A 26,447-nucleotide genomic window follows, 5' to 3' on the forward strand; every position below is an offset into this window, starting at 1 on the left:
CGCGGTCTATATGCCGATCATGATGATTTGGATTGTATTCTCCGTTCTGGCGGTTGTGGCGGCCCTTTCGGTGCTGGTGCCCTTGTCGCGTTCCGCCCGGGACCAGCGCGAGTCCGCCGCCTATGATGTCGAAGTCTACAAGGCGCAGCTCGGTGAGGTGGACCGCGACCTCGATCGCGGCCTGATTTCCGAAGAGGCGGCCGAGGCTGCGCGAACGGAAATCGCCCGCCGGCTGATTGCCGCCGGGGCTGCGGATTCGCATGACAGTGCCACTCGGCAAAGCGGTGAGGAAAAGCGTCGCGGATCGCGCAACGGGCTTCGGGTTGCGCAAGCGCTGGCGCTGATTGTCGTTCCGCTTGGTGCCGTCGGGCTCTATTCCGTCGTCGGATCGCCGGATCTTCCCGATCAACCGCTTCGCGCCCGCCTGGAAGCACCGGCGACCGCGCGTTCTCTGCCCGATCTGGTCGCCAGGGTCGAGCAGCGGCTCGCCGAGGAGCCGTCCGACGGTCGCGGATGGGATGTGATCGCGCCGGCCTACATGAGGCTCGGGCGCGCCGAGGATGCAGCCGCCGCTTATGCTGCGGCCATCCGGCTTCTCGGATCCACTGTTCGCCGGGAAACCGATCGCGGCGAGGCCCTGGTGATCGGCAACAACGGCATTGTGGGCGCCGATGCCCGCGCGGCCTTCGAGCGGGCCGTGGCGCTGGACAAGTCTGCGATCAAGCCGCGCTTTTTTCTTGCTCTCGCCCTGACGCAGGAAAATCGCACGGACAAGGCAATCGCCGCGTGGCAGGATCTTCTGGATGAGGCACAGGGCGGAGAGGCCTGGGCGGAAGCTGTTCGCGTCGAACTGTCGAAGCTTGGCGTCGAAACCGAGCCGGCGATCGCGGCTCCGGGGCCGAGCCAGAGCGATGTTGCCGCCGCCGCGCAAATGAATTCCGCGGACCGCTCCGCGATGATCCGGTCTATGGTGGACCGGCTCGACACGCGCCTGTCCGAGGAGGGCGGCTCGACCGACGAATGGCTGCGCCTGATGCGCGCCGTTGCCGTGCTTGGCGACACGGATCGTCTGCGCGACACGGCAACGCGCGCGGAGCAGGCCTTGAAACAGGACCCGGCGGGCGTGGCGCAGGTGAAATCCCTTGCTCGCGAGCTGGGGGTCGGGTCTTGAGCTTTCAAAGCGGGGCGTGGGGGCTTCGATGATGGGAACGCACCGGGACTGAAATGACGCGCAAACAAAGACGCCTTACCATGATCGCAGCTGCCGGCAGTGTGCTTGCCGTGGCCGTTGGCCTGATCCTCTTTGCTCTGAACGACCGGATCGTTTTCTTTCAAAGCCCAAGCGATATCGCGGCCGGCGGACTGCCGGACGGTCAGCGTATCCGTCTCGGCGGGCTGGTCGCCGATGGCAGCGTTGAACGCGGCAAGAACGCGCAGGTGCGCTTCACCGTGACCGACACCGTGGAAACGGTCGACGTGGTCTATGTCGGCCTGTTGCCGGATCTTTTCCGCGAAGGCCAGGGCGTTGTCACGGAAGGGGTGCTCACCCCCGACGGGGTTTTTCGCGCCGACAACGTTCTCGCCAAGCACGACGAGAACTATATGCCCAAGGAAGTCGCGGATGCGCTCAAGGGCAAGGGGGTGTGGCAGGGCGAACAATAATCGCGCTGCCATGCACATGATTTGACCTCGACCGGCGGCTCGGTCACCGTGACCGCGGTCGCGATCAAATGAGAGGTTGACCCTCCGCCCGTGGCGGGCCGCAGGCTTGGAGGCGGGTCGAATACAGGCGTGACGGGCGTGGACGATCCGATAGTTGGAAGGATGGACCGGAATGATTGTTGAAGTCGGGCATTTCGCACTGATCCTTGCGTTCGTCCTTTCCCTGATCCAGTCGGTCGTGCCGATCTGGGGCGCGCTGCGTCACGACCGGCGGCTGATGGCCGTTGCCCCGCCCGTGTCCGCCATGATGTTCCTTCTTGTCGGTATTTCGTTTGCGGCGCTGATGATGGCCTATGTCACCTCCGATTTTTCGGTGTTGAACGTGGTTCAAAACTCCCACTCCGCGAAGCCGGATCTCTTCAAGATCACCGGTGTCTGGGGCAATCACGAGGGCTCCGTTCTCCTGTGGATCCTGATCCTGGTTCTGTTCGGGGCTCTGGTTGCCGCTTTCGGCCGCAATATTCCCCCTGAGCTCAGGGCCGCCACACTTGGCGTGCAGGGGTGGGTAACCGCGGCTTTTCTGCTGTTCGTGCTGGCGACGTCCAACCCCTTCATTCGTGTGTCGCCCCCGCCGATGGAGGGGCAGGATCTCAACCCGATCCTTCAGGACATCGGTCTGGCGATCCATCCGCCGCTGCTTTACATCGGCTATGTCGGCTTCTCGATCACGTTTTCCTTCGCCATAGCGGCGCTGATCCTGGGGCGCGTGGACGCAGCCTGGGCGCGCTGGGTCCGGCCGTGGACGCTGCTCGCCTGGATGTTCCTGACGCTTGGAATCGCGATGGGGTCCTACTGGGCCTACTACGAGCTCGGCTGGGGCGGATACTGGTTCTGGGATCCGGTCGAGAATGCGTCCTTCATGCCGTGGCTTGCCGGTACGGCGCTGTTGCATTCCGCGATCGTCATGGAAAAGCGCGGAGCGCTGAAGGTGTGGACGGTTCTGCTCGCGATCCTGACGTTCTCGCTGTCGCTGCTGGGAACCTTCCTGGTGCGGTCGGGCGTGCTGACGAGCGTGCATGCCTTCGCCACGGACCCGACGCGCGGAACCTTCATTCTTGGCATTCTGGTGGTCTTCATTGGCGGGTCCCTCGCACTCTATGCCTGGCGCGCGCCGCTTCTCAAACAGGGCGGCCTGTTCGCACCGGTCAGTCGTGAGGGGGCGCTTGTTCTTAACAACCTGCTGCTGACGGTCTCGGCTGCGGCGGTCTTCGTCGGAACGCTCTATCCGCTGGCGTTGGAAGCCATCACCGGCGAGAAGATCTCCGTTGGGCCGCCGTTCTTCAATCTGACGTTCGGGCCATTGATGATCCCGCTGCTGGTCGCAATGCCCTTCGGGCCGCTGCTTGCGTGGAAACGCGGGGATATCTACGCGGTGACCCAGCGTCTCTACGCTGCGCTCGCCTTGGCGCTGTGCGCGACACTCGCAGTCGCGTGGATGCAGGGCACCGGCAAGATCCTTGCTGCCCTCGGTATCGGCCTGGGCGTGTGGGTGATCGCCGGCGCCGTTTCCGAGATCCTGTCGCGCGCACGGTTCGCTCACGTCGGGCTGACGAGCGGAATGCGACGGTTGTTCGGCCTGCCGACGTCGGCGTGGGGTGCGGCTTTCGGGCATATCGGCATCGGCGTGACGATGTTGGGCATCGTGGCCGTAACGGCGTTCCAGGAAGAGAAGGTGCTGACCATCCTTCCCGAGGAGACCGTCTCGATTGCCGATTACGAGCTTGCCTTTGGCGGCCTTGCGCGTCGCACCGGTCCCAATTACATCGATGACGTCGGTCACTTCGACATCTTCAAGGAAGGGGTGAAGGTTGCGGAAATGGAGCCGGCCAAGCGGCTATATACCGCCCGCCGCATGCCGACGACGGAAGCCGGGATCGTCACCTTCGGTCTGTCGCAGATCTATGTGTCCATCGGCGAGGTGCACAGCGACGGAGGCGCCGACATCCGGCTCTATTATAAGCCGTTGGTCACGCTGATCTGGCTCGGTTGCCTGGTGATGGGCTTTGGCGCCGTTCTGTCGCTATTCGACCGGCGGCTTCGCGTCGGCGCCCCGCGCCCCGCGCGCGTACGCGTCGTGCCGGCGGAATAGGAGCGATGAAGATGCGCAACATCTTATTGGCGATCCTCGCCGGGCTGGCGGTCATTCTCGCCGCCCTGCCGGCGAGCGCTGTCGCGCCCGACGAGATCCTCGACGATCCGGCGCTGGAGCAGCGCGCCCGCGAGCTGTCGGCGAATTTGCGCTGCATGGTGTGCCAGAACCAGTCGATCGACGACAGCGACGCCCCGCTTGCCAAGGATCTCCGCGTGCTCGTGCGCGAGCGACTGGTCGCCGGCGACACCAACGCCGAGGTGATCGACTATCTGGTTGCGCGCTATGGCGAGTTTGTGCTGCTCAAGCCCCGCTTTTCCTGGAACACTTTCCTGCTATGGGCGGTGGCGCCTCTCGCGCTGCTGTTGGGTGGGGCGGCATTGCTGATCGCTGCGCGCCGGCGCACGCGTACGTTGGCAACCGCGCGCACGATGGCTCTGAGCGACAAGGAACAGGCGGATCTGGATCGCATCCTGGCGGATGAGTCCGCACGCTAGTGGAGCGAATTTGATCACGTATTACGCGGAAGAATTCAGATCTTGAACCAGAATGAACTGGCTCACCAAAGGGTCATAGGACCGCAGAAAACAGGCTCTTTATCCAGCCTATCAGCCCAATGATTATGTAGGCAGACATGCCAATCACCCCGTAGGCTAGAAAAATCCACCCAATGACGCGGACAATAAACCGTGTAACGGGATTATCCAGATCAACTTCTGTCTGGCCCGGGTTTAACTCGAATACCGACGTTCGTTTTTTGTTTGGCTTTGTTTTTTGCGGCCTCTGGTCCTCGTGGGATGCGACGTACCGGCCGCGAAGAGCGGCAAAGCAGGTTGATCCAACCGTTTGAGGCCTCGTCCGCCCGGTTTCGGGCACACCTGTCCCTACGCCAGGGCTGCGTATCGCGGTTCTGGGGGCGTCGCCGATCGTACAGACACCATTGCGATCGGCGGATCGCGCAGACCGTTGATCAGTCCGAGGATGCCCGCGAAGACTGCCCGAGGCAGGGCGGCCTCGGCAAACTGGAAGACGGCATAGCGGGCGTGCTTCACCAGCCGAGCGCCGGTCTTGACCAACCGCTCGCGTAGCGAGGTCAGCGACCAGGTCTCGAGCGCTGCGGGCGTCACCAGCTTGATCAGGATGCTCGCCAGGTTGTAGGCTAGGGCATGCAGCTGCAGCCGGATCGCGTTGGAGGCGTCCGCGCGGAACCGGCGGCGGGTGATCGAGGGTCGAGTCCCGACGGAATAGCGCGTCAGCACCGGGCGCAGCACATCTTCCCAGCCGTCGGCGCTGTGCACGTTCCCAGGCCTGAGCGCACATCGTTCAAGATCGTCGAACTGGTTGAACACGAAGAGTGGGTGTAGGCACTTCGACTGGAAGTAGCCGTTCCAGGCAGCGCCCTCCTGATCGCCATGCATTGGGCTCTCGGAGCTATCCATGTCGAGTGTGACAACCTTCGGCGGCTGACGGTCGTGAACGGCATCGATCCAGCGGCCAGGCAGATCTTCCAGAGCGGCGAGGTTCTTCGGCTGTGTCAGCATCGTGGTCTCGAACCGGCCCATGGCACTTGCCGAGGCCGCGCCACGGGTCATCGCACGACCGCCGACGAGCTGGCGCATCACCGGGTCGAGCCGAAGGAGGTCGGCGTCATTGACGTTTTCGTAGCCCGCCAGCCGCGAGAAGACCGACTGGCGGAGGAGCAGGCCGCCGTCAGAACTGATCGACGAGCCTCGGAATGCGAGTTTCACCGAACGGTCAAACTGGAGCTGCAGCGGACCCTCTTCCTCTTCACCCGCCGGGTTCGCCGCCACCATGCCACCCCAACGCCGTTAAGCCATTGATATCGCGAGGATATCACATCCGGGCAGGCACTCGAAGTTCGATCCATTTGAGGAATGCGGGTTGACATTTGAGTCCCGTTTGCAGCGAGGCTCCTGATCAAATGTCAAATTCAAAAGATCCAATAAAATCATATATTTATCTAGTTGTTCTCTTGATTCCGACATTTGCTGCGGCGGTGCTGCACGGGGAGGCAAATGTCGGAAGCGAACCACTAGTCTCCCTTTTGATTTTGAAGTTCGTTCAGCGCAAGCCGGGCAATGACACTCCCTTCAGGCTCGGGTGACTGGACATCCGGCCTTCACGCTCCCACTTGCAGTCTGAGCGTAGCTGCATTCGCTTCAGGCGCTGCGCTTGCAAAGGGAGACCGCGTGCATGACTGCCAAACCGATCCGACTGACCTTTTCCGGACATGCCGGTGCTGAACTTGCCGCACGGCTTGATCTGCCGGACGGGCCGGTGCGTGCATACGCGCTCTTTGCGCATTGCTTCACCTGCTCCAAGGACGTGATCGCGGCACGCCGCATCGCGCAGGCGCTGACGGAATCGGGCATCGGCGTGCTGCGCTTCGACTTTACCGGCCTCGGCGGTTCGGGCGGTGATTTTGCCTCCACCAATTTCTCCTCCAATCTCTCCGACCTGTTGGCGGCTGCGGACTATCTGCGACGCAGTTACCATGCGCCAAGCCTGCTCATCGGGCACTCACTGGGCGGGGCCGCGGTGCTTGCGGTGGCCGGGGATATTCCCGAAGCCGTGGCCGTTGCCACCATCGGTGCGCCGGCGGATGCGGATCATGTTGTTCACAACTTTCATGCGGACCTCGAGACCATCCGGAGCGAGGGTGAGGCCGAGGTGTCGCTCGCGGGACGAAGCTTCACCATCGAACGTCAGTTTCTCGACGATCTCTCCAAGCACACCGTGCGTGACCGGGTGGCGCGCCTTGGAAAGGCCCTTCTGGTGCTTCACGCCCCGCGCGACGAGACGGTGGGCATCGACAATGCGACGGACCTGTTCGTCGCGGCCAAACACCCCAAGAGCTTCGTGTCGCTGGACACGGCCGATCATCTTCTGAGCGATCCGGACGATGCTGCCTATGCGGCGGATGTGATCGCCGCCTGGGCAAGCCGGTATCTCAAGGCAGATGACGCCAGCGCGCAGGACAAGGATGCCGACGGAGTGGTTGTCACAGAGACGGGGGCCGGCAAATTCCAGTCCGTGGTCCGCATAGGCACGCATCGCCTGCTCACGGATGAACCCGAAGCCGTTGGCGGTCTCGACAGCGGTCCCTCGCCCTACGATTACCTCGCCGCCGCACTCGGCGCCTGCACGGTGATGACCCTGCGCATGTACGCCGAGCACAAGGGGCTGGAGATCGGGCGGATCGGCACGACGGTGCACCACGAAAAGGTGCATGCGGAGGACTGTGTCGACTGCACGGACGACCATCGCGCGCGCGGCGGCAAGATCGACCGGCTTGAGCGCATCGTGCATCTGTCCGGTGATATCGATGCCGACACGCGTGCCCGCTTGCTGGAAATCGCCGACAAGTGCCCCGTACACCGGACGCTTGAGGCCGGCGCTGCCGTGGTCACGCGCGAGGCGGTCGAGGACGTGACCTGACGTCCAGGGGGCGTTCCGCGCACCCGAGCACGAGAGGGCCCAATATTACCAAAGCTTAATCGCCCCGACAGGCGGCTGTAAGGCGACATGCTCCATATCAGGAGGGACAGCCGGGCCGATGCTCCCCGACAGGTCTGCCCGGCCTCGTGATCCTGACCAAGACGTGGAGACCAAACATGTCGACCAAGAAATTTCCCGCAGCCATTCATCGCTTGCCGCGTGGCGGCCGCAAGAGCCTCGTCGTTGGCGCTCTGGCGCTCGGCCTTGCCGGTGGCCTGACGGCACAAACCATGGTTCCCGGCCAGTTCGCGCTTGCAGATCCGGTGCGGGTCGAAGCGGCTGCGCCCCAGAGCTTTGCGGCTGTCGTCGCCGGCGTGAAGCCCGCTGTCGTCAGCGTTCGCGTCACCTCCGACCGGACGCCGCGCATGATGTCCTCGCGTGGTGGCGGCATTCCCGGTTTTGAGGACCTTCCCCGCGATCATCCGCTTCAAAAGTTCTTCCGCCAGTTTGGCGGCAAGCCGGGCGGAGAGGGTGCACGCCCCCAGCGGCGCGGAACCAGCCAGGGCTCCGGCTTCTTCATCTCCGACGACGGCTACCTTGTCACCAACGAGCATGTCGTTGCCGGCGGGAGCGAGTTCGTGGTCGTCGGCGATGACGGCATTGAATATGAAGCGCGGCTGATCGGCACCGACGAACGCACCGATCTTGCACTTTTGAAGGTCGATTCCGAAAAGGAATTCACCTACGTCGAATTCGCGGATGACGCGCCGATGGTCGGCGAATGGGTCGTTGCCGTTGGCAACCCCTTCGGTCTCGGCGGCTCGGTAACGGCGGGCATCGTCTCGGCGCGCGGCCGTGACATCGGTGCGGGTCCCTACGACGACTTCATCCAGATCGACGCGCCGGTGAACCGGGGCAACTCAGGTGGGCCGGCGTTCAATACCAAGGGGCAGGTCATTGGCGTGAACGCCGCGATCTTCTCGCCCTCGGGCGGCAACGTCGGTATCGCCTTCGCCATTCCCGCCTCGACGGCGACAAATGTCATCGCCGATCTGAAGGACGATGGCACCGTCGTGCGCGGCTGGCTCGGCGTCCAGATCCAGCCGGTGTCGGCCGATATCGCCGAAAGCCTCGGGCTTGACGAGGCGAAGGGCGCGATCGTTGCCGAGGCACAGGGCGACAGCCCGGCGCTGGCAGCCGGGATCCGGTCTGGCGACACGATCCTGTCGGTCGATGACGAAGCGATCGACGGGCCGCGTGAGCTCGCCCGCAAGATTGCCGCTTACCCGCCGGAGACCGAGGTCGATCTTGGTATCTGGCGTGATGGCCGCGAGCAGAGCGTGACGGTGACCCTCGGCCGTCTGCAGGAGAAGGCAAGCGCCGCGGCTGCGGTCGAGCCCACCGGCGAGGCAACCGCCTTCGTCGACAGCCTTGGCCTGGAACTGGCGTCCGCAAAAGAAGTCGGGGCCGGCGAGCGGGGCGTGGTGATCACCGACCTGGCACGTGACAGCAAGGCTGGAGAAAAAGGCCTGAAGCGCGGCGACGTGATTCTCGAGGTCGCCGGAAAGCCGGTCGATGCGCCGGGCGATGTGGCCAGTGCCGTGCTCGGTGCAAGCGAAGGAGGCCGCAAGGCCGTCCTGATGCGGGTGAAGAGCGAAAACGCCACGCGCTTCGTCGCGGTTCCGGTCGCCCGCGGCTGACGCGGCTTGCCGGACGGCGCACGATGGCGCGACCTTGCGCCTGAGACAGGGAGCCCCGGGCCGGTCACACGGCACGGGGCTCTGGCGTCCCGGGTGCGCGAATAGACCGCGCTCCCCGACGATGATATGCAAACTCCCGTCCGCAATGCGATGTGAAGAAGCCCATGCGTATCCTGATTGTCGAGGACGATACAGAAGCCGCCAACTATCTCGCCAAGGCGCTGCGTGAGACCGGGCATGTGGTCGACCATGCGCCCGACGGCGAGGTCGGCTATGATCTGGCCTCTTCCGCTCCCTACGACGTGCTGGTTGTCGACCGGATGCTTCCCCGTCGCGACGGTCTTTCCATGATCTCTGGCCTGCGCGCGGATGGAAACCACACGCCGGTGCTGGTGCTGTCGGCGCTAGGCCAGGTCGACGACCGGGTGACCGGACTGCGTGCCGGCGGCGATGATTATCTTCCCAAGCCCTATGCGTTTTCCGAGCTTCTTGCCCGCGTCGAGGCGCTCGGCCGGCGGCCGCGCCAGCAGGACATCGACACAAGCTACACTGTCGGCGATCTGACACTCGACCGGCTGAGCCACACGGTCACCCGCTCGGGCCAGGACATTCCCCTGCAGCCGAGGGAGTTCAAGCTGCTCGAATACCTGATGCAGAACGCCGGGCAGGTCGTGACCCGCACGATGCTGCTGGAGCATGTCTGGGAGTATCATTTCGATCCGCAGACCAATGTGATCGACGTTCATGTGTCGCGGCTTCGCGGCAAGATCGACAAGGACTTCGATCGCCCGCTCCTCCATACGGTGCGCGGCGCCGGGTACACGATCCGTGACATCGCTCGCTAGATTGTTTCGCACCACGGCCATAAAGCTTGCGCTGATTTATCTGGCAGCGCTCTCGCTCGCCTCCGGCGCGGTGATCGTCTATCTGTCGCAAAACACGGCGACGGTGCTGCGCGAGCAGATCGTCGAGACGGTGGATGCGGAGATCGTCGGGCTTGCCGACAGATATCGCATCGCCGGCATCCGCGGACTGGTTGCTTCTGTCGAGGCGCGGTCGCGGCGCCCCGGCGCAAGTCTCTATCTGGTCACGGATTTTGCCGCCAATCAGCTCGTCGGCAACGTCGAGGGGCTGGACGAGCGCGTGCTCGCGGGCGAAAGTGGCGAGCTGCAGCGGGTGAGCTATACGCCGCTTGGCGGCGGCGAGAAGCGCGAGGCGCTGGTCCGCGTCTTCCAGCTTTCCGGCGGCTTCCGCCTGCTGGTCGGGCGTGATCTCCAGGAACAGCAGTATTTCCGTTCGCTTCTGGCCGAGGCGATGCGGTTCTGGCTTCTGGTGCTCGCCGGCCTTGGGCTGGTGACCTGGATCTACGTCAGCCGGCGTGTGCTCAAGCGTATTGACGCGATGGCCGCGACCGGCAGGCGGATCATGTCGGGCGACCTGTCCGAGCGGCTGCCGGTGGAAGGCACCGGCGACGAGTTCGACCGGCTGGCGGTCGGCCTCAACACAATGCTCGAGCGCATCGAGGCCCTGATGCACGGCCTGAAGGATGTCTCCGACAATATCGCGCATGATCTCAAGACGCCGCTGACGCGCATGCGTAACCGGGTGGAGGAAGCGCTGCGGCAGGAGGATGCCCACGTGCCTGCGCGCGCGGCGCTTGAGGCGACAATCGAAGATTGCGACACGCTGATTCGAACGTTCGATGCTCTCCTGCGCATCGCGCGGGTCGAGGCCGGATCCTCGGACGCGGCGCAGGAGCCTTTTGACGCGAACACCCTTCTGTCCGAGGTTGGCGAACTCTACGCCCCGGTCGTCGAGGACGAGGGCGGGACACTCGATGTGGCGTTCGACGAAGAGCTGATGCTGTGCGGCAACCGCGAGCTGTTGGTGCAAGCGCTGGTGAATCTCATTGAAAATGCGTTGAAATACGCTCGGAACGCTGACGAGGATGGCGTAAGGATACATCTGGAAGGCCATATGGACGAGGGGACCGTGGTTCTGTCCGTTCGCGATCAAGGCGTCGGAATCGCCGACGCCGACAAGGAGCGAGTGTTGCATCGCTTCGTGCGCCTGGAGGAGAGCCGCAACGAACCGGGGTCGGGTCTTGGGCTGAGCCTTGTTTCGGCCGTTGCGCGCCTGCATGGCGGGTGTCTGGTTCTCGGCGATGCCGATCCGGGATTGCGTGCCGAGCTACGGTTGCCGGGCGGCAAGGGGCCGGCGGGTGAAAAACGAAATGGGGGAGATGTGCGTGACGGGCGAAAAGGCGGACGTGCAAGCGCGTGACGAACGGCCTCTCCTGGAGGCCTTGACGGTCGAGCCGGCGCCGGCCGATGCAGATGCGGGCGAGGCGATCCTGTCCGATCTCACGCCAGTGTTCGAGAACATCGCCGATCCCGAACTTGAGCCACGGACCCGCGCATTTCTGTCGGGCGCGCTGACCAATGCGCCCTACCTGCGCGATCTTGCCTGTTCCGATCCCGAGCGGCTTGCGACCATTCTGACGACGCCTCCGCAGCAGCGCGCCGCGCGCCTGATCGAGGACGCTCGTGCATTGGAAGCGGAAGACGAAGCGGCGCTGATGCGTGCGTTGCGCAATCTCAAGAAGGATCTGGCCCTGACGCTTGCTCTCGCCGACATCGGCGGGGCCATTGATCTGGACGCGGTCACTGGCGGTCTCAGCCGTTTCGCCGACGCCGCCCTGACGGCCGCCATCCGGTTTTGCCTGCGCGACATGGAGCGTCGCGGCCGTTTCGTGCCGCAGGACGCGGCGCGCCCGGAAGAGGGCTCCGGCTTCGTCATTCTGGCGATGGGCAAATACGGCGCCTTTGAGCTCAACTATTCCTCCGACATCGATCTCATCGTTCTCTACGATCCGGATGCGGCACCGATGGACGGCGGCGCGGAGGCGCAGGTGGAATTCGTCCGCATGACAAAGCGTCTCGTAAAGATCATGGGCGACAGGACGGGGGACGGATATGTCTTCCGCACCGATCTGCGGCTGCGGCCCGATCCCGGCGCGACACCGCTTGCCATGTCGATCCCGGGCGCGCTTGTCTACTACGAGAGCCTGGGCCAGAACTGGGAGCGGGCCGCACTGATCAAGGCTCGGGCCTGCGCCGGCGATATCGGCTGCGGCAACGCCTTCCTGAAGGAAATAAGCCCTTTCATCTGGCGCAAGTATCTCGACTATGCCTCCATCGCCGACGTGCATTCCATCAAGCGCCAGATCCATGTGCACAAGGGGCATGGTGAAATCGCGGTCGCCGGACACAATGTCAAGTTGGGCCGTGGAGGCATTCGCGAGGTCGAGTTTTTTGCCCAGACGCAGCAACTGATTGCCGGCGGGCGGATCACCGAGCTGCGCGGTCGGCGCACGCTCGACACGCTCGACACGCTGGCCGAACTCGACTGGATCGCGCCGGAGGCGCGCGACGAACTGGCCGCGGCCTATGTGTTCCTGCGCAAAGTCGAACACCGCATCCAGATGGTGAACGACGAGCAGACGCATATCCTGCCGGCCGATGAGGGCGCGCGCGCCAGGGTCTCGCGGCTGATGGGCTATGACGACCTTACCGCGTTCGAGGACGATCTGCGCACCCGGTTCAAGACCGTCCAGCGGCACTATTCGGCGCTGTTCGAGAACGAGCCGGAGCTCGCCTCCGATCTGGGAAATCTCGTCTTTACCGGCGACGACGACGACCCGGAGACGCTGGAGACGCTCAGCGGGCTTGGCTATGAACGGCCGAAGGAGGCGGCGAAGATCATTCGCGCCTGGCACTTTGGTCGCTATCCGGCGGTGCGCTCCTCCAAGGCGCGCGAACGCCTCACGGAACTTCATCCGGTTCTCATCTCGGCGCTGGCCAGCACCGACAATGCCGACAAGGCGCTGTTGTCCTTCGACGGTTTCCTGTCCAAGCTTCCCGCCGGCGTGCAGCTGTTCTCGCTGCTGCGATCCAACCCGGAGCTCCTGCGCCTGCTGGCAACCGTGATGGGCGCTGCGCCCCGCCTTGCCGAAGTGGTGTCCAAGCGCGTGCATGTCCTGGACGCGGTTCTCGATCCGGCCTTTTTCGGCGCGATGCCGACCTCCGAGGAGTTTCGGACCGGGCTTGCCCGCACGCTGGACCTCGCGCGGTTCTATGAGGATGCGCTCGATCGCGCACGGATCTTTGCGCAGGAGCAGCAGTTTCTGATCGGGCTACGGCTCTTGTCCGACACGCTGACGGCCCATCAGGTGGGCGAGGCGCTTGCCCGACTGGCGGAAACGATCGTCGCCGGGCTCCTGCCGCACGTCATCGGCCATGTCGCGGAAAATCACGGAAAGCTGGCGAATGGCGCATGGGCGGTTCTTGCCATGGGCAAGCTCGGCGGCCGGGAAATGACGGCGTCGTCCGACCTCGACCTGATCCTGCTTTACGACCATCCCGACGAGACTGCGCAAACGGACGGGCCGCGTCCTCTTGCCGTGAGCCAGTATTTCATCCGGTTGACCCAGCGCCTGGTGTCGGCGCTTTCGGCGCCGACCGCCGAAGGCCTGCTCTATGAAGTTGACTTTCGCCTGCGTCCGTCGGGCAACGCCGGGCCGCTCGCCACCCGTCTGGCCTCTTTCGAGACCTATCAGGCAAAGGAAGCCTGGACCTGGGAATACATGGCCTTGACGCGGGCAAGGGTCATCGTGTCGTCTTCGGATGCGTTTGCGGAGCGTATCCACGGCTTGATCTGCGAAACGCTTGCCCGGCCGCGCGACGCGGCGAAAGTGGCGCAAGAGGTCGCGTCGATGCGTGCGCGCATCGAAGCGGAAAAGGGCACGTCTGACGTTTGGGACATGAAGCAGGTTGCCGGCGGACTGGTCGACATCGAGTTCATCGCGCAATATTTGCAGCTCGTCCATGCGCACGACGATGCCGGTGTCCTGTCGCAGACCACCGAGAGCGCGCTGGAAAACGCGGCGCGTGCCGGATTTCTCTCACCCGGCGATGCCGAGACGCTGATGCCTGCCATACGGCTGTATCATGCCCTTACCCAAGTGCAACGCCTGACGCTCGATGGTCCGTTCAAGGCGGAAACAGCGCCCAAGGGTGTTCGCGAGCTTCTGGTGCATGCCGGGGAGTCGCCGGACTTCAAGCATCTTGAACATCGGCTGAAGGAGTGTCAGGACGCCGTGAGAGCGACGTTCGAGCGCATCGTCGGACCCGTGACGAAGGCGGCCGGCTGACGTGCGTTTTGGCGTTAGGGCGGAATTGCCCGCGCGGTTCAGGCGGCGGGCAGGTTTGCCGGCAGCACGACAGGGCGGTTGACCGGCAGGGACACCGTGACGCAGGTGCCTTTTCCGACCGTTGACTGGATGTCCATGGTGCCGCCATGCAGCTTGATCAGCGATTGCGCGATGGCAAGGCCAAGGCCTGACCCCTTGTGGGTCTTGGTAAACTGGTTTTCGACCTGAACGAACGGCTTGGCGAGGCGAAGGATATCGCTTTGCTTGATGCCGATGCCGGTATCGGTGATGGCGACGACGATCTGCGCTGCGTCGCCCGTGCCGGAATGGTCGGCCGTCAGGCTGACCGCGCCACCGTCCGGGGTGAATTTCACCGCATTTGCCAAGAGGTTCAGGAGAACCTGTTTCATCGCCCGACGGTCGCCGACAAGCGACAGGTCATCTGCGGTTTTAGACGTGACCGAGATGTTCTTCTCGTCGGCCGCCGAGGCGATAATCCGCGAGACGTCGCTCACGACAGCGCCAAAGTTCATGTCCTCGTGTTTCAGCTCCAGCCGGCCGGCCTCGATCTTCGACATGTCGAGAATGTCGTTGATGACGTTGAGCAGGTAGCGGCCGCTGTCGTGAATATCGCTGCAATATTCGCTGTACTTGTCCGATCCGAGCGGTCCGAACATGCCCTGGTCCATGATCTCGGAAAATCCGATGATCGCATTGAGCGGTGTGCGCAGCTCGTGGGAGATGTTGGCAAGGAATTCGCTTTTTGCCTGGTTGGCTTCTTCGGCCTTTGTCTTTTCTTCCGAATACTTCTCCGCGAGTTCGACCAGCTGCTGTGCCTGAATTTCCAGCTTCTGGCGCGATTGGCGCAAATCGGCGACCGTCGCCATCAGTCGGCGTTCGCTTTCCATCAGCTTTTCTTCGTGTCGCTTCAGCGCCGTGATGTCGGTGCCGACCGACACGAAGCCGCCGTCCTTGGTGCGGCGTTCGGAAATCTGCAGCCAGCGCCCGTCGGCGAGATGCGCCTCATAGCTTGAGGAGGGATCGGAGCCGTCGCTGCCGATGGTGGGGCTCGCGGACACGACCGTTTGGCGGGCGCTCGACATCACGTGGGCATATGGCGTTCCGGCCTTGATGGCTGCGTTCGGCAGGTTGTGAAGCGTCTGGTAATTGGAGTTGCACATCACCATGCGGTTCTCGGTGTCCCAGAGAACGAAGGCTTCGGAAATCGTTTCGATGGCATCGCGCAGACGCAGGTCTGCAGTTCGGCTTTGCTCGGCAAGCTGTTTTTGTTCGGTGACGTCGATGCAAATGCCGATCAGGTGAGGTTCGGAGATGCCCGGTTCGCTTTGCACCTGGGCCCGCGCCCGCAGCCACACCCATTCGCCGTTGGCGTGGCGCATGCGGAACTGTTTGTCGACGGTCGTTTCGCCGGTCTCCAGCAGGGATTCAGCCAGGGTGTAGAGGTCGATATCGTCAGGATGCGTGAGGGCCGAGATCTCCGAAAACCCCAGAATATCGTCCCTTGGCGGCATTCCGAGCATTTCGTAGAGCGAGGCCGACCAGAAGATCCGGCCGCGCGAAAGATCCCAGTCGAACAGGCCGCACCGGCCGCGGTTGAGGGCAAGATCGATGCGCGCGCGTGTGGCAGCGTAGATCTGGTCGGCCTGCTCGGCCCGTGTTGCCTGCGCAAAGAAGGCATAGATCAAAATCAGCATCACCGATGCGGTGCCGACGAAGAGGGTCACATTGGCGGATACGCTTGCGCGCCATTCGGAAAACAGCATGTCCTTGGACTGAACAAGTGCGACCATGCCCAGGCGCCCGTCCAGATGATGAACGGTGGCATAGGCTTCGTCATCGGTGTCCGCGCCAACCGTCAGAACGCCCGCGCGTGCGCCGAAGACCGTCAGCGGCTGGCCGGCCCCCAGGAGATCGGAGAGAGGCCGTCCCTCAAGGTCGGAGCGGATCGGGGCGGTTGCGACAATGAGGCCATCCTTGTCGGCGACGAGGATGCGCCGGGCATCGCTTGTGGCACGCGGCGGCAGGCTGTCGGCAAGGGCCGCCTGCAAGGCGGTTCGGAAACCGAGTTCCGGCAGGTCCGCTTCTTCGGCACCCAGACGCGCGGCGAGGGTGGTGGCGATCATTGTCAGGTCGTCGCGGGCGCGCTGATCCGTCTCTTCGTGCTCATAGGAAAGCGTCAGGGCGCGATAGGTTGCGAGTGTTGCGATGAAGACGACGCATAGAATTGGGATGGCGCGACGAAAGAAGGGCTCCGCCGTCAGGAGGCGCTGATACGCCGGCTGAGCCAGCAGGCGAATATGTCCGGTCAGCGACTGTGCGTCGCGTTGTTTCCGAAGCAGGTCCGCGAATCGACGTGCGGACGCTGAGCCTGCAAGGGCACGCGCCATCGTAATGGCTCCCGATGTATCGATTTTGCCACAACAAGAACGCAACAGGCGTTCGAATCAACTTCATTTGAATCGCATTCGCCGATTTTGTCCATAGCTGGGCAAGAAAAATATAGTTAATCGAAGGTTAATGTGTCGATGTTAAACACAACTATCGCGAGTCTACGCTTGCTGGACAGGGTGTGAGGGCGGCGGACGCTGTCGGCCCGTCGCCTCAGCAGGAGTCCGAGAGGTATCTATTGCAGGCACCGGTCGACGATATCGCGGACGTCTGGAGACAGGTCTGCGGCCTGCGCCATGCCTTCGAGCGTTGTTTTCGCCCGGGCGCGCCGCACGGGTTCAAGCGCGCGCCATGACCGGAACGCGGAGAGAAGCCGGGCGGCGGCCTGAGGATTTCGTGTGTCGAGCTCAAGGGCAAAGTCGGCGATGAAATCGAAGCCCGCACCATCGGCCCGATTGAACTGGGACTGGTTGCCGCTGGCGAAGGCGCCGATCAGCGCCCGCACGCGGTTGGGGTTGGCCGGCGAGAACCCTGGATGCCGGGTAAGCGCCTGGACCGATGCCAGCGTCTCGTCGCCTGGAGCGGTTGCCTGCACCATGAACCACTTGTCCATGGCAAGAGGCGTGCCGGCATGGCGTTGAGCGAAGGCGTCGAGCGCCTCCTTGTATCCCGGCAGGCGCGCGTGAACCAGAACGGTCAGGGCTGCGAGCCGATCCGTCATGTTGTCGGCGACGTCGAAATGGTGCCGGACGGTGGCGTCATTCCCGCCGCCTTGTGCATGTCCCAGATAGTCGAGCAGGACATTCTTCAGCGCGCGCCGGCCGGCCGAGGCCGCATCCGGGCTATAGGGCGCCGTGTCCTTCATGTCGCCGTAGACCCGTTTTACGACCGGGCCAAGTGCGGATGCCAGTCCGGCGCGCATTTGCGCGCGGGCGAGATGGATCGCCTCCGGGTCGACATTGCTTCCGATCTCCCGCGCGATGTCGGCCTCGCCTGGCAACTGAAGGCACAGGGCCCTGAAGGCAGGCTCGAGAGCGTCGTCTGCCATGGTCGCCTCGATCGCGGCGATCAGGCGCGGGTCGATTGCCAGCCGTTGCTGGCGCGGGCCGGCAGAGGTCTGCTCGATCAGCGCCTTGAAGATGACCGTCTGCAACGCTTCCCAGCGGTTGAAGGCGTCTGCGTCATTGGCGGCGAGGAACAGGAGGTCCGTATCGTCCAGGTCGCTCTTCAGGGTTACCGGAGCGGAAAACCCGCGCAGAAGAGACGCGACCGGCTGTTCGGCAACATCGTGAAAGACGACCTTCTGCACAGGCGCCGTGATGTGAACCACGTCGCCGGTCGTTTCCGCACCGGTTACGGACGTGTACGGAAGGTCTGCACCGGTCGCATCGACGAGACCGATCCGCAAGGGAACATGCAAGGCCGGCTTGTCGGCCTGTTTCGGTGTTGGCGGTGTCTGCTGCCTGATCGTCAGTGTGAGGCGCTTCTCGGAGGCATCGTAGTCGCTGTCGATCCGCAGGGTCGGCGTGCCGGCCTGTTCGTACCAAAGCGCGAACTGGTCCAGGTCGCGTCCGCTCGCTTCCGCGAAACAGGCGAGAAAGGCTTCGACCGTCGTCGCCTCGCCGTCGTGCCGGTCGAAGAAGAGGTCCATTCCACGGCGAAAATCCTCCGCGCCCAGCACCGTTTTGAGCATGCGCACGACTTCCGCGCCTTTCTCGTAGACGGTGGCCGTGTAGAAGTTGTTGATCTCGTGATAGAGGCGCGGGCGCACCGGATGCGCCAGCGGTCCCGCGTCCTCGGGAAACTGGTGCGATTTCAGCAGGCGCACGTCGGAGATCCGCTTGACGGAACGCGAACGCATGTCGGCGGAGAACTCCTGGTCGCGGAACACTGTCAGGCCCTCCTTGAGGCACAGCTGGAACCAGTCGCGGCAGGTGATGCGGTTTCCGGTCCAGTTGTGGAAATACTCATGGGCAATGACGGCCTCGATGCCGGCATAATCCTGGTCGGTCGCCGTGTCGGGATCGGCCAGAACGTATTTGTCGTTGAAGATGTTGAGGCCCTTGTTCTCCATCGCGCCCATGTTGAAGTCGGACACGGCGACGATGTTGAACACGTCGAGGTCGTAACACCGGCCGAAGACCTCTTCGTCCCAGCGCATCGAGCGCTTGAGGCTGTCCATCGCCCAGGCGCAATGGGCCTCGTTGCCATGCTCCACATAGATGTTGAGCGCGACATCTTTGCCTTCGGCGGTGGTAAATCTGTCGCTGACACAGGCGAGGTCGCCGGCGACAAGCGCGAACAAATAGCTCGGCTTGGGATGCGGGTCGTGCCAGATCGCATAGTGGCGATCCGTTCCCGGCACCGCGCCGTGTTCAACCGGGTTGCCGTTGCCGAGCAGGAGCGGCGCCTCGCTGGCGCGCGCCTCGATGCGGGTGGTGTAGACGGAAAGGCAATCCGGCCGGTCGAGGAAATAGGTGATCCGGCGAAATCCTTCCGCCTCGCATTGTGTGCAATAGGTGCCGTTCGAGCGGTAGAGGCCCATCAGCTTGGTGTTTGCGTCCGGGTCGAGCCGCGTTTCAATGTCGAGCTGGAACGGGCCGTCGGGCAGGGCGTCGATTTCCAGCCGCGACGGGGTCGCGCGGTAGCGGTCGGTGGCGAGCACCTGACCGTCGAGTGCAAGCGAAACGAGGGTTAGTTCGTCGCCATCGAGAACAAGCGGTTCGCTTGCCGGCGTATTCGCTGCGCGGCGAACCGAGAGGCGTGCCGAAACGCGGGTCGCGCGCGGCGCCAGCCGGATATCGAGATGGACGGTGTCGATCTCGAAACTCGGCGAACGATACTCCTCGAGGCGGACCGGTGCGGAGATCTCCGTGCGCATGATTGGCTCCTTTTTTGCGGCTCGCATCCTTGGCCGCCGGCGCCCGTTCGATGACGGGGGCGGCTTGAGGCATACGGCACGTGGTGTTCGCGCGGGTCGACCGCGCCGGTCGATTGACGGTCAGCAGATTGTACGGGCCATGGTGACGAGGGCATCCGTCAGATCGCTGTGCGGATCTGCAAGCGGGGCGATCACGGTGAAATGGTTGTCCTGCCCGCGAATGTCGAGCCGGGTGTCGACGCCACCGCGCCCCCAGATGTCGGCGATGATGCGCGACTGGCGGATGAACTCGCCGGATTCGCCGCCACCCACGGCGGCAGTGAGGTGGGTGCCCGACGGTGCCACCATCGCCAGCGGCGAGGCGTCGATGGCCTCCTTGCGGTCAAGGCGCAGATTTGCATTGAGCGTGGTGTCGATCAGCGGCTGCAGGTCGAAGACCCCGGAAATCGAAAGCCCGGCGGGCACCAGGCGCAGCGGCAGGCCGCGTTGCGCCCAGTCGGTCGCGAGCAGGGCGGCGGTCAGATGGCCGCCCGCAGAATGGCCGAAGGCGACGATGGGCTTGCGGTAGCGTTCCCACAGGTGGCCGGCCAAATGGCGGATCTCCTCGGTGATGTCTCCGACGCGGACCTGGGGGCACAGGGTGTAGTTGGCGACGGCGCAGGGAATGCCGTGCGCGACGATCCCCCGGGCCATATGGGAGAAGAAGGTGCGGTCGAGCGCCTGCCAGTATCCGCCATGCAGGAACAGGCCGATGGCGCCGCCAAGCGGCATGCCGCCTGCGGGCAGGAAAAGATCGTAGGTCGTGCGCTCGGACAGTTCATAGGGAATCGCAAGGTCGCACGTCGCTTCCGCGCGGTAGGCGGCGGCATCCCGCTTCCAGCCTTCGATTTGCGCCGGGTGTTCCGGCACGAGGGACCTGTTGTTGTATTCCGCTTCGTAGTCAATCACGCTCGCGCTCCTGTTTCACCTGTCGTCTTACCCGCCCGTTGCCTATGAGTACAGAGAGGGCGCGCTCGATATCGGTCGGCAGACGAGCGTGAAGGGCGGGGTCGCGATCAAGGGGCGTTCCGTTATAAGGTGCGTCTGATTTCAAAGACGGCACTGACAGGAATCGACGCGCGGAATGATCAGGCGTTTGAGACAATATGGCCGCTCCCGCGTGCGGGGGATCTCGATGACGGCCCTGGTGGGGGTGGCCTTCGGCTCGCTCCTGACCGTGTCGATGCTGCTCGTGCTTGGCTTGGCCGTGACCGCCAACGTCCAAAACACCTTTTCGCTGCTGAACGACAAGGCGGTTCTGGCCACCGGTGCGCTCGAACGCCAGGTGCGCGATCATCTTGATCTGGCGGCAAGCGCGGTCAACGGCCTTAAGACGCAGCTTGACGGGCGACCGCTCGGGCCGGTCGCGTTTCCCGATCTTCGCCCGGTGCTGCTTGCGGCCGTGCATGCCAATCCGGCGATCGATGTGCTCGTCATTTCGCATCCCGGTGGCGAGGAGTTCGGCGTCTACCGGTCGGAAACCGGGAAGCTTTGGCCGTTCCGGCGCCAGCAGGTGCCGGAAGTCGCATCGCGCTACAGCCTTCCCGAAATCGGCATGAATGCGCCTGCGACCTGGGGTCCGCTGATGACTTCGGACGGTTCGCTCTATGCCAATGTCACGGTTCCGCTCGTGGAGGCAGGGCGGCTTTCGGGCTATCTGACCGCCGCCGTTTCCACCGAGGAAATCGGAAACACCGTACGTCAGCTCGACGACGGCCCCTTCGCGACCGTCTTCATCATCGCGAACGGCGACGAGGTCATTGCCCATTCCGACCTGGAGCGACTGCCGCAGATCGATGGCAAACCGGCAGTGTTGCCGGCCAGGATAGCCGATCTCGGCGATGTCGCCCTTCAACGCTTCAGGACGAGCCCGCGTCTGGAAAACTTCCGTCGGGCGAACGCGGCAGGCGTCGATGTGCGCGACATGGAAACGTCCGATGACGGGCCCGACTATCTGTCCATGACCAAGACGATCGCCGGCTACGGTCCGGGCGTCTGGACGGTCGGCCAGTATTACGAGGCATCCAGCATCTCGCGCGAGGTGCAACGCCTGTTCGGATCCGCTGCGGTCGGGCTGGTGTCGATCGTGATCGCGCTGGGTCTTTCCATCCTGCTCGTCCGCCGGGCGGCGCGCCCGCTGTCGGAAATCGCTCGGCGGGCTGAATATGTCGGATCGCTGGACTTCGACCAGGTTGACCCATTGCCGAGAAGCCGGATCAGGGAACTCGATCAGGTCTATCAGGCCTTCAATGCGATGGTGATCGGTCTGAAGGCGATGAACACTTATGTGCCGCGCAGCCTGTTTCGCAAGCTCATGCGCCTTGGTGTCGACAGCGCGGCCGTAGCCCAGGAACGCGACCTGACCTGCATTTTCACCGACATCGTCGGCTTCACGTCGGTCTCGGAGCACCTGACGGCGCCGGAAACCGCGCGCCTGTTGAACGATCATTTCGCTCTTCTTGTTGCGGCCGTGGAAGCGGAAGGCGGCACGGTCGACAAGTTCGTCGGCGACGGGATGCTGGCGTTCTGGGGGGCGCCCGACAGGCGCGAAGATCATGCGATGGCGGCGACCCGCGCCTGTCTCGCTATTTCGCGGAGCGTGCAGGCGGCCAACGAGAAAGCCGTCGAAGACGGCCGCGAGCCGATCCGGCTGCGCATCGGCATTCACAGCGGCAGGGCCGTGGTCGGCAATGTCGGAGCTCTCGACCGCTGGAACTACACGGTTGTTGGGGATGCCGTAAATCTCTGCGAACGTCTTCAAACACTCGGCCGAGACGTTGCGCCCGACGCCGAAGTGGTGATTCTGGCAAGCGACGAAACGGTTTCGCGTATCGGAGCGGCAGGGGCTGCTCCGCTCGGCGCTTATCAGTTGCGTGGCCGCAGCGGACCCGTCACCGTGTGGCGGATCGATGACACCGTCATGCCTGTCGAGCCTGTCGCGTCCGCGTCCCTGGGACTTGCCGGCGAATGAAATGCACCATCAAACGCAAGACATTCTTTTGTGATTTTCATCACTTGTCTTTAGAGTTGCCATGACACGGTGTCGGAGGGGCAGGCGAGCCGGCAAGACGCTCTCGCAAGCGGATTTTTCCGCGCCTTGCATCAACGCGATCTCGCCGGGAGGAGGGCGGACTAAGTGGATGTGTTGACGGTCGACGATCTGAGCGTCGATTTTTTGACTGCGGAGGGACGTGCGCGTGCGGTGAACGGAGTGTCTTTCTCCGTCCCGGAAAACCGTACCGTTGCTCTGGTTGGCGAATCCGGGTCCGGAAAAACCGTCGTTTCCCAGACGATCATGGGGCTGTTGCCGGAAAAGGCGCAGATCACCGGCGGTCGCGTTCTGTTCCGGGACCCGGCAAGCGACGGGTCTCCGGTGGATATCGCCACGCTTAACCGCAAGGGGTCGACGCTGCGCGCGATCCGCGGAAATCGCATCGCCATCATTTTTCAGGAGCCGATGACCTCGCTCTCGCCGTTGCACACCATCGGCGACCAGATCGGCGAAGCGGCACAGCTTCATCGCGGCGCCGGTGCGTCGGAAGCGCGCGAACTGACGCGCGAAATGCTGAGCCTTGTTCGGTTTCCCGATCCGGTCCGCGGGCTCGACGCCTATCCGTTCGAACTGTCCGGCGGCCTGCGCCAGCGCGCGATGATCGCCATGGCGATGATCTGCCATCCCGCGCTCCTGATCGCGGATGAGCCGACAACCGCGCTCGACGTCACCATTCAGGCGGAAATCCTGAAGCTGATGAAGGACGTCCAGGAAACCCTGAAGATGTCGATGCTGCTGATCACCCACGACTTCGGGGTGGTCGCCAACATGGCCGACGAGGTGGTGGTCGTCTATCACGGACGGGTGATGGAGCAGGGCAGTGCCGCCGAACTTTTCGGCAATCCGCAGCACGCCTATCTCAAGGCACTCCTCAACGCGGTGCCACGCTTCGGCATGGAAGCGGGGGAGCGTCTTGTTCCCATTCGTCCCATCAAACCGCATGCGGAAGGCTTTCTGAAAAGCGGACGCACCCGCGCGGCCACGCCGGGCACCCCGCTGGCCACTCTCTCGGGCGTGACAAAACGCTTCGTGACCCGCAAGAGCGGCTTTTTCGGCGGAAAGTCCCATGCGCTGCTCGCGCTCGACGACATTAATCTGACCGTCAATCGCGGAGAATGCCTGGGGCTCGTTGGCGAATCCGGGTCCGGAAAGACCACGACGGCAAAGGCGATCCTGCGTGCGCTCGAGATCGATGAGGGCGAGATCAGCTACGATGCCGGCTCCGGGCCGGTGGACGTCGCCAGGCTTTCCGGGGCGGGTCTGCTCGACTACCGAAAGCGGGTCCAGCTGATTTTCCAGGACCCGTTTTCCTCGCTAAACCCGCGCATGACGGTGAACGACCTCCTCTCCGAGCCGCTGGTGATCCACAAGGTGGGCACACCGGCCGAGCGGGCCGAACGCGTCCGCGAACTGATGCGGCTGGTCGGCCTCGACGCCCGGTTCCTGCGCCGCTATCCGCATTCCTTTTCCGGCGGGCAGCGTCAGCGCATCGGCATTGCGCGTGCGCTTGCGCTCAATCCCGAGTTCATCCTTTGCGATGAGCCGACCTCCGCGCTGGACGTATCGGTCCAGGCGCAGATACTCAATCTGCTGAAGGATCTGAAACGTGAGCTAGGTCTGACCTACCTTTTCGTCAGCCACAACCTGGCCGTCGTGGACTATATCGCCGACCGCATCGCTGTCATGTGCCGCGGCCGGGTCGTCGAGGTCGCACCGACCCGCGAGCTGATCGAAAATCCGATGCATCCCTATACGCGCGCGCTGCTCGATTCCGTTCCCGAACCGGATCTGAATGCACCGCTCGATTTCGCCAAACTCGACGCCGGCCGCGCGTCGGAACCCGATGCCTGGCCGCATCCCTATCGACTGGCCGACGGCGTGACGCCGACGCTTGTCGAAATGGAGCCGGGTCATTTTGTCTGTGCTCCCGGCCTTGCGGGCCGCGCACCCCTTTCATCCGTCAAGGAGGCTGCACTATGAGCCTGGGCTTGAGGCTTTCCTCGACCGTCCTGTCAATCGCACTGTTGACGCTTGCCGCGTTCGCCACACCCGTTTCGGCGCTCGAGCTCAAGGAAACGCCGGGGCTTTCGGAGCGCGTTGGCAAGGATCTTCCGCCGGTGGCCGAGCGCGTACCGGCGGAGCCGCTGGTCGTCGACCTGGAAGCTTCCGGCCGGGAAATCGGCACGTCCGGCGGCGAAATAAACACCCTGATCGGGCGCTCCAAGGACGTGCGGCTGATCAACGTGTGGGGCTATGCCCGTCTCGTCGGGTACAATGAGAGCCTCGATCTGGTGCCGGATCTTCTCAAGGACCTGGTCTCCGAAGACGACCGCCGTTTTACGCTGCATCTGCGCGAAGGACACAAATGGTCGGATGGCACACCCTTCACCAGCGAGGATATCCGGTTCTGGTATGAGGATATCGCGCTGAACGAGAAGCTTCAGCCGGCGGGACTGCCCGCGTTCATGCTGGCCGATGACAAACCGCCCGTCTTTGAGGTGATCGACGAGACGACTGTGCGGTTTTCCTGGGATGCGCCCAACCCGTTGTTTGCGCCCGAGATGGCGAAATCGCGCCCGCCGTTCATCTACCGGCCCGCGCATTACCTGAAGCAGTTTCATGCCAAATATGGCGACATGGACGAGATCGCCCAGCTTGCGGCGGAACGCAAACTGCGCAACTGGGCCTCTTTGTTCAACAAGATGGACGACATGTACAATGCGCGAAATCCGGATCTTCCGAGCCTGCAGCCGTGGCTGCGGGTGAAGGATGACGGGGAGCGGCGCTTCGTTCTGGAACGGAATCCCTATTACCATCGCGTGGATACGGTCGGAAACCAGCTTCCCTACATCGACCGGGTGATCATGACCGTCGCCGACGGCAAGATCATCCCTGCCAAGACCCAGGCGGGGGAGGTTGATCTTCAGGCCCGCAACATCGGCTTTTCCGACATTACGATCCTGAAGCAGGGCGAGAGGTCGGGGAAATTCAAGACCTACCTTTGGCCGATTTCCAAGGGATCGGAAATCTCGATCCTGCCCAACCTGACCGTTGCCGACCCGGTCTGGCGCAAGGTTTTGCGCGACACCCGCTTTCGCCGGGCGTTGTCTTTGGGAATCGACCGCGATCTGATCAACAAGGTGCTTTATCTCGGCTTCGGCAAGCCCGGGAACGATACGGTCCTGTCGAAGAGCCCGCTCTTCAAGGAGCATTACCGGGAGGCCTACGCCTCTTACGATCCGGATCAGGCCAATGCGCTGCTCGACGAGATGGGGCTGACCGAGCGCCGCAGCGACGGCACAAGGCTTCTGCCGGACGGGCGGCCGCTGGAGATCATCATCGAGGCGTCGGGCGAAAGCCAGGAACAGCTCGATGCGCTGGAACTCGTCGGCGAGACCTGGAGAGACATCGGCGTACGTCTCTTTCCCAAGCCGAGCCAGCGGGACATCATGCGCGAGCGCGCGCTTTCGGGTCTTCTGGTGATGTCGGTCTGGTCGGGCTTTGAAAACGGCATCCCCACGTCCGAAATGCCGCCGGAGGATTTTGTGCCCGTGCGGGGTGATTTCCTTTCCTGGGCCCGATGGGGCGACTATTACGAAACCGACGGTCGCACGGGCGAAAAGCCCGACTGGGCACCGGCTGTGCGGCTGACCGAGCTCTACGACGAGTGGCTGATCTCCACTTCCAAGGCAGAGCGGGTCCGCATCTGGCACGAGATTCTGGAGATCCATGCGCAGGAAACCATCCATATAGGGCTGATCTCCGAGGTGCGTCAGCCGGTTGTCGTGAAGAATCTGGGAAATGTGCCCGAGGAAGGCATTTACGGCTGGGATCCCGGCGCGCATTTCGGCATTCACCGCATGGATGAGTTCTTCATGAAATGA

The 26,447-nt window shown here is 63.4% G+C and carries 16 protein-coding genes; 12 read left to right on the top strand and 4 right to left on the bottom strand.

The window, feature by feature from the left end; all coding sequences use genetic code 11:
• Window positions 1-19 precede the first annotated feature (19 nt).
• The 4 genes from ccmI to BLU32_RS04785 all read left to right on the top strand — a co-directional run bounded on the left by ccmI (window position 20) and on the right by BLU32_RS04785 (window position 4,308).
• Window positions 20-1,171: a c-type cytochrome biogenesis protein CcmI gene (gene ccmI / locus BLU32_RS04770; protein ID WP_093810589.1), complete on the top strand. Its 1,152-nt coding sequence runs from the start codon at window positions 20-22 to the stop codon at window positions 1,169-1,171.
• A 53-nt stretch (window positions 1,172-1,224) separates the two neighbouring features.
• A complete protein-coding gene (gene ccmE, locus BLU32_RS04775) occupies window positions 1,225-1,662 on the top strand; it encodes a cytochrome c maturation protein CcmE (protein ID WP_093805227.1) in 438 nt (145 codons plus the stop codon).
• A gap of 172 nt (window positions 1,663-1,834) precedes the next feature.
• On the top strand, window positions 1,835-3,811 hold the full coding sequence (locus BLU32_RS04780) for a heme lyase CcmF/NrfE family subunit (RefSeq protein ID WP_093805228.1): 1,977 nt from the start codon (window positions 1,835-1,837) through the stop codon (window positions 3,809-3,811).
• An 11-nt stretch (window positions 3,812-3,822) separates the two neighbouring features.
• Window positions 3,823-4,308, top strand: coding sequence for a cytochrome c-type biogenesis protein (locus BLU32_RS04785; protein WP_093810591.1), 486 nt, complete (start codon window positions 3,823-3,825; stop codon window positions 4,306-4,308).
• Between the two features lie 387 nt (window positions 4,309-4,695).
• Here BLU32_RS04785 and BLU32_RS04790 read toward each other — a convergent pair whose 3' ends face one another.
• Entirely contained in the window at window positions 4,696-5,625 is a 930-nt protein-coding gene (locus BLU32_RS04790; RefSeq protein ID WP_093805229.1) for a transposase, read from the bottom strand.
• 400 nt (window positions 5,626-6,025) lie between these two features.
• On the opposite strand from BLU32_RS04790, the gene BLU32_RS04795 reads away from it, so the two are divergent.
• From BLU32_RS04795 to BLU32_RS04815, 5 genes are all read left to right on the top strand, one after another.
• A complete protein-coding gene (locus BLU32_RS04795) occupies window positions 6,026-7,270 on the top strand; it encodes a bifunctional alpha/beta hydrolase/OsmC family protein (protein ID WP_093805230.1) in 1,245 nt (414 codons plus the stop codon).
• 176 nt (window positions 7,271-7,446) lie between these two features.
• Window positions 7,447-8,970 (top strand): Do family serine endopeptidase, encoded by a 1,524-nt coding sequence (locus BLU32_RS04800; protein ID WP_093805231.1) that lies wholly within the window; start codon window positions 7,447-7,449, stop codon window positions 8,968-8,970.
• 164 nt (window positions 8,971-9,134) lie between these two features.
• Window positions 9,135-9,815, top strand: a complete 681-nt coding sequence (locus tag BLU32_RS04805) for a response regulator transcription factor (RefSeq protein WP_197673701.1) — start codon at window positions 9,135-9,137, stop codon at window positions 9,813-9,815.
• Window positions 9,799-11,253, top strand: coding sequence for a HAMP domain-containing sensor histidine kinase (locus BLU32_RS04810; protein ID WP_093805233.1), 1,455 nt, complete (start codon window positions 9,799-9,801; stop codon window positions 11,251-11,253). The genes BLU32_RS04805 and BLU32_RS04810 overlap by 17 nt, the downstream gene beginning before the upstream one ends.
• Entirely contained in the window at window positions 11,213-14,182 is a 2,970-nt protein-coding gene (locus tag BLU32_RS04815; RefSeq protein WP_371326968.1) for a bifunctional [glutamine synthetase] adenylyltransferase/[glutamine synthetase]-adenylyl-L-tyrosine phosphorylase, read from the top strand. The genes BLU32_RS04810 and BLU32_RS04815 overlap by 41 nt, the downstream gene beginning before the upstream one ends.
• A 38-nt stretch (window positions 14,183-14,220) precedes the next feature.
• Here the strand turns inward: BLU32_RS04815 and BLU32_RS04820 are convergent, their stop codons facing one another.
• The 3 genes from BLU32_RS04820 to BLU32_RS04830 all read right to left on the bottom strand — a co-directional run bounded on the left by BLU32_RS04820 (window position 14,221) and on the right by BLU32_RS04830 (window position 20,420).
• Complete coding sequence (locus BLU32_RS04820; protein WP_093805235.1) at window positions 14,221-16,590, bottom strand: PAS domain-containing sensor histidine kinase; 2,370 nt, start codon at window positions 16,588-16,590, stop codon at window positions 14,221-14,223.
• A gap of 236 nt (window positions 16,591-16,826) precedes the next feature.
• The gene (pepN, locus tag BLU32_RS04825) at window positions 16,827-19,472 is read right to left on the bottom strand and encodes an aminopeptidase N (RefSeq protein ID WP_093805236.1); all 2,646 of its coding nucleotides are present in this window, start codon (window positions 19,470-19,472) and stop codon (window positions 16,827-16,829) included.
• 120 nt (window positions 19,473-19,592) lie between these two features.
• Window positions 19,593-20,420, bottom strand: a complete 828-nt coding sequence (locus BLU32_RS04830) for an alpha/beta hydrolase (RefSeq protein ID WP_093805237.1) — start codon at window positions 20,418-20,420, stop codon at window positions 19,593-19,595.
• A 226-nt stretch (window positions 20,421-20,646) separates the two neighbouring features.
• Between BLU32_RS04830 and BLU32_RS04835 the strand changes: the two genes are divergently transcribed.
• From BLU32_RS04835 to BLU32_RS04845, 3 genes are all read left to right on the top strand, one after another.
• Window positions 20,647-22,482: an adenylate/guanylate cyclase domain-containing protein gene (locus tag BLU32_RS04835; protein ID WP_172838533.1), complete on the top strand. Its 1,836-nt coding sequence runs from the start codon at window positions 20,647-20,649 to the stop codon at window positions 22,480-22,482.
• 165 nt (window positions 22,483-22,647) lie between these two features.
• Window positions 22,648-24,543, top strand: coding sequence for an ABC transporter ATP-binding protein (locus BLU32_RS04840; protein ID WP_093805239.1), 1,896 nt, complete (start codon window positions 22,648-22,650; stop codon window positions 24,541-24,543).
• Window positions 24,540-26,447, top strand: coding sequence for an ABC transporter substrate-binding protein (locus tag BLU32_RS04845; RefSeq protein WP_093805240.1), 1,908 nt, complete (start codon window positions 24,540-24,542; stop codon window positions 26,445-26,447). The genes BLU32_RS04840 and BLU32_RS04845 overlap by 4 nt, the downstream gene beginning before the upstream one ends.

It is taken from the genome of Stappia sp. ES.058, from assembly GCF_900105595.1.
GTDB lineage: Bacteria > Pseudomonadota > Alphaproteobacteria > Rhizobiales > Stappiaceae > Stappia.

Bases quoted from the DNA above. Each gene is read 5' to 3' on its own strand.
- BLU32_RS04790 (WP_093805229.1), bottom strand. From the start codon at position 5,625: ATGGTGGCGGCGAACCCGGCGGGTGAAGAGGAAGAGGGTCCGCTGCAG.
- BLU32_RS04805 (WP_197673701.1), top strand. From the start codon at position 9,135: ATGCGTATCCTGATTGTCGAGGACGATACAGAAGCCGCCAACTATCTC.
- ccmI (WP_093810589.1), top strand. From the start codon at position 20: ATGATGATTTGGATTGTATTCTCCGTTCTGGCGGTTGTGGCGGCCCTT.
- BLU32_RS04785 (WP_093810591.1), top strand. From the start codon at position 3,823: ATGCGCAACATCTTATTGGCGATCCTCGCCGGGCTGGCGGTCATTCTC.
- BLU32_RS04780 (WP_093805228.1), top strand. From the start codon at position 1,835: ATGATTGTTGAAGTCGGGCATTTCGCACTGATCCTTGCGTTCGTCCTT.
- BLU32_RS04820 (WP_093805235.1), bottom strand. From the start codon at position 16,590: ATGGCGCGTGCCCTTGCAGGCTCAGCGTCCGCACGTCGATTCGCGGAC.
- pepN (WP_093805236.1), bottom strand. From the start codon at position 19,472: ATGCGCACGGAGATCTCCGCACCGGTCCGCCTCGAGGAGTATCGTTCG.
- BLU32_RS04845 (WP_093805240.1), top strand. From the start codon at position 24,540: ATGAGCCTGGGCTTGAGGCTTTCCTCGACCGTCCTGTCAATCGCACTG.
- BLU32_RS04835 (WP_172838533.1), top strand. From the start codon at position 20,647: ATGACGGCCCTGGTGGGGGTGGCCTTCGGCTCGCTCCTGACCGTGTCG.
- BLU32_RS04815 (WP_371326968.1), top strand. From the start codon at position 11,213: ATGTGCGTGACGGGCGAAAAGGCGGACGTGCAAGCGCGTGACGAACGG.
- ccmE (WP_093805227.1), top strand. From the start codon at position 1,225: ATGACGCGCAAACAAAGACGCCTTACCATGATCGCAGCTGCCGGCAGT.
- BLU32_RS04795 (WP_093805230.1), top strand. From the start codon at position 6,026: ATGACTGCCAAACCGATCCGACTGACCTTTTCCGGACATGCCGGTGCT.
- BLU32_RS04800 (WP_093805231.1), top strand. From the start codon at position 7,447: ATGTCGACCAAGAAATTTCCCGCAGCCATTCATCGCTTGCCGCGTGGC.